The organism is Ligilactobacillus pobuzihii E100301 = KCTC 13174, assembly GCF_000349725.1.
Lineage (GTDB): Bacteria > Bacillota > Bacilli > Lactobacillales > Lactobacillaceae > Ligilactobacillus > Ligilactobacillus pobuzihii.
In genome coordinates, this window is record NZ_APCP01000063.1 from 1 (window position 1) to 538 (window position 538).

Annotated in this window: 1 rRNA gene; it reads left to right on the forward strand. The window is 50.7% G+C overall.

From position 1 onward, the window contains the following. Positions 1-538 (forward strand): 23S ribosomal RNA (locus tag LACPOB_RS0100495); the annotation flags it as partial.

The following is a 538-nucleotide window of genomic DNA, read 5'->3' on the forward strand; positions in this document are numbered from 1 at the left end:
TGACTAACTGCGATATGCTTCGGGAAGCTGTAAGTAAGCAATGACCCGGAGATCTCCGAATGGGGCAACCCCATAACTGTGATTAGTTATGATCACTGGCTGAATACATAGGTCAGTTGAGGATAGACGCGGGGAACTGAAACATCTCAGTACCCGCAGGAAAGTAAAGAAATTTCGATTCCCCCAGTAGCGGCGAGCGAACGGGGAACAGCCCAAACCAAGAAGCTTGCTTCTTGGGGTTGTAGGACTGGACATTTGAGTTAACAAGAAAGACTGTAGCTAAACGACTTGGGAAGGTCGGCCACAGCGGGTGACAGCCCCGTAAGCGAAACAGTTTTTCCTCAGTCTAGGATCCTGAGTACGGCGGAACACGTGTAACTCCGTCGGAAACCGGGAGGACCATCTCCCAAGGCTAAATACTACCTAGTGACCGATAGTGAACCAGTACCGTGAGGGAAAGGTGAAAAGCACCCCGGGAGGGGAGTGAAATAGTTCCTGAAACCATGTGCCTACAAGTAGTCAGAGCCCGTTAAGGGGT